Raw genomic sequence first — 7,862 nt, 5'->3', positions numbered from 1 at the left:
GTCGTTGCCTTCGTCAGTTCCGGTGTCGTTGCCTTCGTCAGTTCCGGTGTCGTTGCCTTCGTCGGTCCCGGTGTCGTTGCCTTCGTCGGTCCCGGTGTCGTTGCCTTCGTCAGTTCCGGTGTCGTTGCCTTCGTCGGTCCCGGTGTCGTTGCCTTCGTCAGTTCCGGTGTCGTTGCCGTTACCGCCGTCACCGTTGCCGTTGCCGTTGCCGTTACCTTCGTCGTTGCCGTTACCTTCGCCCTCAGGCCGCTCAGCGACCCAGATGATGACCGTCTCACCTTCATCGCGAGGCGTGCCCTCCTGCGGACTCTGCCGGAAGACCTCGTTCTCAGGGAGATCCGCCGGCTCGGGTACGACCTCGACGTCCAGGCCCAAGCGCTCAAGCTCGTTCTCTGCCTCGACCCGTTGCATGCCGACGAGATCGGGCACCTCGACCTCCTGGACACCGGTGGACACCACCAGGTCGACGGCGGTGCCAGGGGGGTGCGACTCGCCGCCTTCCGGACTGGTCGAGAGCACCTCACCCTCGGGCCGGTCGCTGTCCTCTCGGTCGATGCTGCCGACCCGCAGGCCTTCCTCCTCGATGATCTGCTCGGCCTCGTCCTGAGGTCGGCCGTCGACCGAGGGGACGATCACGGTGTCCGGCTCGACACCCACAGCGATGGTGATCTCGGATCCTTCGTCGACCTGCTCGTTCGGCGGCGGATTCTGGCTCAGGACCGTATCGACCTCGTCCGGCTCGTCCGTCTCCTGGGACTCGACGTTGGCGACCAGCCCGCGGTCGTCGATCATCTGTTCGGCTGCCTCCCGGCTCTCCCCGGTCAGGGTCGGGACGCTGACCTGGGGTGTGCCGCTGGAATCACGGAAGATCAGGAAGCCGATGAGCCCGGCGATGGCGAGTACAGCGAGGGCCCCCAGCGCGACCGCCCACCAGCTGACACCCTTGGACTCCTCGTCGTCCTCGACCTCGTCACCCTCCATGGTGTCGTCGTGGGCGACCTGGGTGTCGTCATAGGCCGGTGCGCCGCCCGCCATGAGCTGTGTCGCGGCGGACGTGTCGGCGTAGGCGGCGACCGGAACCCCTGCCGCTGCCCGCTGCAGGTCGGCGCGCATCTCGTAGGCGCTCTGGTAGCGCTCGTCTCGCCCCTTCGCCAGGGCCTTCATGACGATCGCGTCGAGCTCCGGCGGAATCGACGGGTCGAGCGCCGACGGGGGTGTGGCGTACTCCCGAACATGCGAGACCGCGACCGAGACGAGGGACTCCCCGACGAACGGTGGCCGGCCGGTCAGCAGCTCATACAGGACGCAGCCGCACGCATAGAGGTCACTCCTTGCATCGGCCTGCTCACCGCGGGCCTGCTCCGGCGAGATGTACTGCGCGGTGCCGACGACGGCGGCGGTCTGTGTCAGCGCCATGCCGGTGTCCGCCAACGACCGAGCGATGCCGAAGTCCATCACCTTGACCTCGCCGGCCGTGGTGATCATGACATTGCCTGGCTTGATATCGCGATGCACGATACCCGCACGGTGACTGTAATCCAGGGCGTCCAGCGTCGCGCTGAGTACCTCGATCGCCCGTTCAGGCATGAATCGGACCTGGTCCCGTACCATCTCGCGCAGGGTCTGACCCTCCACGTATTCCATGACGATGTACGGGATCTTATGGCCGTCGACCATGTCTTCGCCGGTGTCGTAGACCGCGACGATGTTGCGATGGTTCAGGGACGCCGCGGACTGGGCCTCACGACGGAAACGGGCCTGGAAGGTCGCATCCGTCGAGTGGTCGACGCGGAGCATCTTGAGCGCGACGACACGACCGAGACGTGTGTCCCGCCCCCGTCGTACCTCGGCCATGCCGCCACGGCCGATAACCTCGCCGAGCTCATAGCGATCGCCGAGGAGTTGCAGCTCGCTCATCGTTGGCCCTTTCTCACATATTCGTCGCGCTCGGGAACGCTACCGGCAATAGCATGCTCATCGCTGCCCGGTCCGTGACATCTGTTCGATAGATGAGACAGGTCGCCAGGCTCTCTCGCGCCTCATCACCCCAACACCGCTTCCATCACCGCTCTGGCGATCGGTGCCGCCAGCGCGCCGCCGCCTATGTCATCACGTGCCGTGTCCGGCGCCTCTTCGATGACGACCGCCACCGCCACGCGCGGGTCGTCCGCCGGCGCGAAAGACGTGAACCACGCATACGGTGGCCGTTCTGGATCGCTCTGGGCGGTACCCGTCTTCCCCGCGACCTCAATACCAGACATCTGCGCATTGGACCCGGTGCCGTTCTCAACGACGTCAACCATCATCTCAGTAAGCTGTTGAGCCGTGTCGGGCGACACCGCGCGAGACAGCTCCTCCGGCTCGGTCTGCTCGACGGTGGAGACGAGGTCTGGAGCGAGAACCTCCTGCACAATATACGGATCCATCAGCACACCGTCATTGGCGATCGCAGCCGTGACCATCGCCATCTGCAGCGGGGTCACCTGTACGTCGAACTGGCCGATGGCCGACAAGACCGTCTGCGGCTCGTCGGGATCATCCGGGAACCTGCTGGTCGCGGCGTTCATGCCGTCCTCGGTCAGCGGCTGGGCGTTGAAGCCGAACCGTTCAGCCTGGTCGCGCAGCACGTCGTCGCCTAGCTCCTCGCCCAGGTAGGCGAACGCCGTATTACATGAGATACGTAAGGCGTTGGTCAGCGTCGTCTCGTCGTCGCTACCGCATGCCTGGCCGCTTTGGTTGCCGAGCGTCCGATCGGTGAGCGGAAGATCGTATTCAGCTGGCCCGGGGATCACGGTCTCAGTGTCGTAGTCGCCTGACTCGATGGCAGCCGCGGCGGTCACAAGTTTGAACACGGACCCCGGAGGGAGTGTCTGGGCGATCGCCCGGTTGAGATCGGGCCTGTCTTCGTCTTCCTTGAGCTCTGTCCAGAACTCGTTCTGTTCGCTGATCGAATGGCTGGCCAGCGGATTCGGATCATACGACGGCGTGCTCGCCATGGCCAGGATCTCGCCGGTCTGCACATCGATTGCGACGACGGCGCCCTTGTCGCTGCCGAGCCCTTCGTACGCGGCCTCTTGTGCCGCTGAGTCGATCGTGGTCTTGACCGCGCCGCCCTTCGGCTCCTCGCCAGTCACGAGATCGATCAGCCTGCGGACGAACAGGCGATCGTCATCCCCGGACAGGATGTCGTTCTGTGCCCGCTCAAGAGCCGAGCGCTGGTACTGGTAGGAGTAGAAGCCGGTGAGTGGCGCATACAGCTCACCCTCCGGGTACTCGCGGAGGAATTGGAACTCCCCTCCGACGTCCTCCGATACCGCCATCGGAACGTCGTCGCGAGTGAGGATCGGACCCCGCGCTCTCGCGTACTCATCGATGATCACTCGCCTGTTGTCGCCGCGAGCGTTCAAGTCGTCAGCCTGGAAGGCCTGGATATATGTGATGTTGATCAACAACGCCAGGACCAGCAGGAGACAGCCGGCTGAGACACGGCGTATCGGAGAGTTCATGTCACTCTCACCACCTGTGTTGCGGCGTCGTCGGCGAACGACGGCGTGTCGGTCGGAGCTGGCCTGCGCGCTGCGTCGGAGAGGCGGATCAGCAGGGCGACGAGCACCCAGTTCATCACCAGCGACGAGCCACCCAGGGCCAGGAACGGTGTGGTCAGGCCGGACATCGGGATGAGCCTGGTCACGCCGCCCAGGACCACGAACACCTGAAGCAGCAGGCCGCTCGCGAGGCCGGCAGCGAGCAGCTTGCCGAACGGGTCACGTAACACGAGCGAGGCGCGCAGCCCGCGGGAGACCAGTAGCGCGTAGAGCAGGATCACGGCTGCCAGGCCGGCGAGCCCGAGCTCTTCACCGAGCGCAGCACCGATGAAGTCGCTCTCGGCGATCGGGATCATGTCCGGATGGCCTTGGCCGAGTCCGGTTCCGATGGTGCCTCCGTACGCGAGGCCGAAAAGCGACTGCGCGAGCTGGCCCGTGGGATCGATGAAGGGATCGAGCCAGAGGTCGAACCTCTCCCGCACGTGCGATACGACGTTGTAGGCGGCGTAGATACCGAAGCCGATCAGCATGAGACCGAGAATGATCCAAGAGATTCGCTCGGTTGCGATGTAAATGAGCAGCACGAAACTGCCGAAGAGGAGGACTGACGGCCCCACGTCGTTCTGGACGGTGAGGATGCCGAGCGCGGTGACCCAGACGATCAGGATCGGTCCCAGGTCACGCGCGCGCGGCAGGTCGATGCCGAGGAAGCGTCGGCCTGCCAGTGCCAGGGCATCCCGGGTCTGCACCAGGAAGCCGGCGAAAGCGATGGTCAGGACGATCTTCGCCGCCTCGTTCGGCTGGAAGCTCATCCCGCCGACACGGATCCAGATCTGAGCGCCCCGGATCGAATGGCCGATGACCGGCATCAGCGGGAGGATGAGGAGGATCAGACCGGTCAAACCCATGAGGTAGGGATAACGAGCCAGAATCCGGTGATCCCGAATGAAGAACAAGACGGCGAGGAAGAGCGCGACTCCTACGAGCATCCAGGTCAGCTGGGTTGTCGCGTGTGAGGTGTCGTCGGCGATGTCGAGACGGTGGATCATGGCGAGGCCAAGGCCGCATAACGTCACCACGATGGGAAGGATCACCGGGTCCGCGTACGGAGCCCGGATCCGTATGACGATGTGAGCGATACACGAGACGGCGAAGAACCCTCCGAGGTACGCCATGGCATCGGCGGGAACCTCGCCCAGGGCTCCAAGGTCGACGTTGATGTAGGCAAACGTCGAGATACCGACGGCGAAGATCAGGAGCAACAACTCCGTGCCGCGGCCTCGCCGGGGTACCACGGCCTCTTCGTTGGCGGGCTCGCTTCGAGGTAAGCGCTGGTTGAGACTCACTCAGCGCACCTCCGTGCAATCGAGACCGTCGTCTGCCGAGACCCATCCCTCGTCGTCCGAGTCTGTGTCCTGGGAGTCAGATGTCGGAGCGTTCGCAGTGGGACTCGAGGTCCCGGCCGGCTGACCTCTCCTGGGCTGGCCGGTCGGGGACGACGTGCCGGTGGCATCGGGAGTTCTAGTGCTGCCGGGAGTACCAGTCGGAGGCGACGTGGGCTCAGGATCTGCCTCGTCCTCGTCTTCGTCCGCGCCCGCGGCCCGGCATGCCTGCCGCCGCAGGGTTTCGACGATCTCCTCGGCGTCCTCGACGTTCTCGGCGGTGATGGTCGCTTCGACCTGATCCTGGTAGATCGTGGGCAGCGCACTCACGGGCAGGTCACCGGGGATCTCGTGCAGCCGCGACAGGCTGATGAATCCGACTTCCTGGCTGACGCCCTGGAAGATGGCGACCTCTCCGGAGTTCTGACCCACGTAGTACTGCGACCGGACCCAGTCGTTGGCCAGAGTCAGGCCGCCCCACGCGGCGAGGACGACCACTATGAGGAGCACTACTGGGCGCACCCATCGGTATCTCCGGGGTGGCCTTGGTGCGTATCGGAGTGCCTCGAGATCTTCGGGGTCGCTGGGCTTTTCTTCGCCACCGAGCAGAACGCGGAGCGCAGCAGCGGGACGGCGGCGATGCGGACGCTCTCGCTGCGGTGGGTGGTCGCCGGCTGCCGCACCCACGAGGAACGACTCTGCGGTGTCATCTACCGAGGGTGGAGCATCGGTCTCGATCACATCCGCGAGAATCAGCGTGACGTTGTCGGGCGCGCCCCCGGATAAGGCGAGCCGGATCAACTCGTCGGCGGCTCCATCGAGCTGATCGACTGAGGCCAGGGTCTCGGCGAGCGTATCGTCGGACACCACGCCGGAGAGCCCGTCGCTGCACACCAGCAATCGATCACCTGGCATGATTTCGACGAGCTCGAGATCCGGCTCGACAGGGCCCTGACCTTGCAGTGCTTTGAGGATGAGGGATCGAGCGGGGTGGACCCCCGCCTCCTCGAGCGTGATACGGCCCTCGTCGACGAGCGACTGAACGAATGTGTGGTCGTGCGAGAGCTGGACGATGCCGCCGTCGCGCAGGAGATAGGCACGAGAGTCGCCGATGTGACCCATGCACAGCGCCGTCCCGGTCCAGAGCAGCGCGGTGACCGTCGTCCCCATGCCTTCGCGGCTGGGATCGTCGGCGATGAGCTGACGTATTCGGTTGTTGGCCGCTTGGATCGCCGAGCTGAGCGCCTCGCGAGGATCGCCGTGGCCGGGCATGTCCTCGACCTCGATGAGCTCCTCAATGGCAGCCTGGCTCGCCACCTCTCCGGCCGCATGGCCGCCCATGCCGTCGGCTACGGCGAGCAGGTGTGGACCGGCATAGCCGGAGTCTTCGTTGCCCTCCCGGATGAGTCCAACATCGGAACGGGCAACGTAGCGCAGCATCAACGGCATCGGGCAGCCTACTTCCGCAGCTCTACTACGGTCTTACCGAGGCGGAACCTGCTCTTCACGTTGACCGGCGTGCTGCGCGTGAGCCGCTCGTTGCCGACGTAGGTACCGTTCGTTGAGCCGAGATCTTCGACGTACCACTGTCCTTCATGGAACCGCAGGCGCGCATGCTGGGTAGATATGTACTCGTCGGCCAGCGGCAACGTGCACTCGTCGCCCCTTCCGAACGTGACCGGAGCGCCTTGGAGGGGCACGCCGCGGCCGGTGTCCGGGCCTTCGACGATGACGATCTTTGAAGGGAGTCCCTTGCCGCCCTTCGGCTGCTTCGATTGGCGAGCGGCGGCGCGAGACTGCTTCGGCGGCTTGGGTGGCCGCACACCGAAAAGATCGGCACGCATCGCAGAGGTGACGGAGAGCACAAGGAGCCAGAGTACGGCGAGGAAGCCGAGCCTGATAACCGTCAGGGTTAGCTCAGACACCCCTCACCTCCATCTGTGCACGTGAACAACGGTCGACCCGAGCATGATCTGCGAGCCGTCGGTGACTGTAGCCTGCGGCACGCGAGCACCATCGATTACCGTACCGTTTGTTGATCCAAGATCAACGGCGACCAGCTGGAAATCCGCGCCGCTCTGATAGACCCGGATCTCCACATGACGCCTGGAGATGCCGGGATCATCGATCCTGATGTCGCTCTCGCTGCCGCGGCCGAGCACCACGCCGGGCGGCACCAGGGGATGTTGGGTCCCGTTGATCACCAGGTAGCCGACGCCCTGATTCTGTGGAGCCTGCGGAGGCATGTACTCCGGCGCGCGGTCCACACCCGCCCGAACCTGGCTTCGTATCCGGAAGTCGCCGGTACGAAGGTCCTCATGGCGCTCGAAGGTGACGGTCACCGGCCCGGTGAAGGCATAGTGCTGCAACTCCGCATGCTCTTTCGCCATCTCGACAAGCTCGCTCGAGAGTGTCTCCATGTACGGACCGAGCCGATCGTGATCGCTTGGTCCCAGGTCGATGATGAAGGCATTGGGCACCAGGGATCGTTGCCGGGTGACGATCTGGGCGTTGTTGTCGATTTCACGCTGGATCGCCGCGGCGATCTCGACCGGTTGAACCTCTGACCTGAACGCCTTCGTGAACGCGCCCTGGACGAGGTTCTCGAGCCGTCGCTCGAACTTCTGCAGTACGCCCATGGCCACCTCCTTTCCCCTCGCGAGCGTCAACGACGTCTCTCGTGCCACGATCGTAACGGCGGACAACCACATCGTCCCCGCCGAGGCACTACCTGCGTGTGCACCAGACCATTGTGAGCCCACAGCCTGTGGTGAGCCGACCCGTGGGTGCGTGTTAAGCTTTTTGTCGCAGCCGACCATGTCACGCTATGGTCGGATCGCAGCGCGCGGGTGGCGGAATAGGCAGACGCGCACGGTTCAGGTCCGTGTGTCCGAAAGGACGTGGGGGTTCAACTCCCCCCTCGCGCACTCGACGA

6 protein-coding genes and 1 tRNA gene are annotated in these 7,862 nt (G+C 64.8%); 1 reads left to right on the top strand and 6 read right to left on the bottom strand.

Translation table 11 applies throughout. The annotated features are described in order from the left end of the window. The 6 genes from pknB to ELR45_RS06115 all read right to left on the bottom strand — a co-directional run. A partial coding sequence (pknB, locus tag ELR45_RS06140; RefSeq protein WP_129665026.1) for a Stk1 family PASTA domain-containing Ser/Thr kinase occupies positions 1-1,917 on the bottom strand: 1,917 nt, incomplete at its 3' end. Between the two features lie 125 nt (positions 1,918-2,042). Continuing rightward, a complete protein-coding gene (locus ELR45_RS06135) occupies positions 2,043-3,506 on the bottom strand; it encodes a peptidoglycan D,D-transpeptidase FtsI family protein (RefSeq protein ID WP_129664371.1) in 1,464 nt (487 codons plus the stop codon). Continuing rightward, entirely contained in the window at positions 3,503-4,891 is a 1,389-nt protein-coding gene (locus tag ELR45_RS06130; RefSeq protein WP_129664370.1) for an FtsW/RodA/SpoVE family cell cycle protein, read from the bottom strand. Before ELR45_RS06130 ends, ELR45_RS06135 begins: the two co-directional genes overlap by 4 nt. Continuing rightward, positions 4,892-6,376, bottom strand: coding sequence for a PP2C family protein-serine/threonine phosphatase (locus tag ELR45_RS06125; protein WP_129664368.1), 1,485 nt, complete (start codon positions 6,374-6,376; stop codon positions 4,892-4,894). Positions 6,377-6,384: 8 nt separating this feature from the next. Further along, positions 6,385-6,852, bottom strand: a complete 468-nt coding sequence (locus ELR45_RS06120; protein ID WP_129664365.1) for an FHA domain-containing protein FhaB/FipA — start codon at positions 6,850-6,852, stop codon at positions 6,385-6,387. A 3-nt stretch (positions 6,853-6,855) separates the two neighbouring features. Further along, the gene (locus tag ELR45_RS06115) at positions 6,856-7,566 is read right to left on the bottom strand and encodes an FhaA domain-containing protein (RefSeq protein WP_129664363.1); all 711 of its coding nucleotides are present in this window, start codon (positions 7,564-7,566) and stop codon (positions 6,856-6,858) included. Between the two features lie 204 nt (positions 7,567-7,770). Between ELR45_RS06115 and ELR45_RS06110 the strand changes: the two genes are divergently transcribed. Next, positions 7,771-7,854, top strand: a tRNA-Leu gene (locus ELR45_RS06110). Positions 7,855-7,862 lie beyond the last annotated feature (8 nt).

The organism is Phytoactinopolyspora endophytica (genome assembly GCF_004138495.1).
GTDB lineage: Bacteria > Actinomycetota > Actinomycetes > Jiangellales > Jiangellaceae > Phytoactinopolyspora > Phytoactinopolyspora endophytica.
Note: the sequence above shows the minus strand (reverse complement) of the source record. Positions and strands in the feature narration are given on the sequence as shown.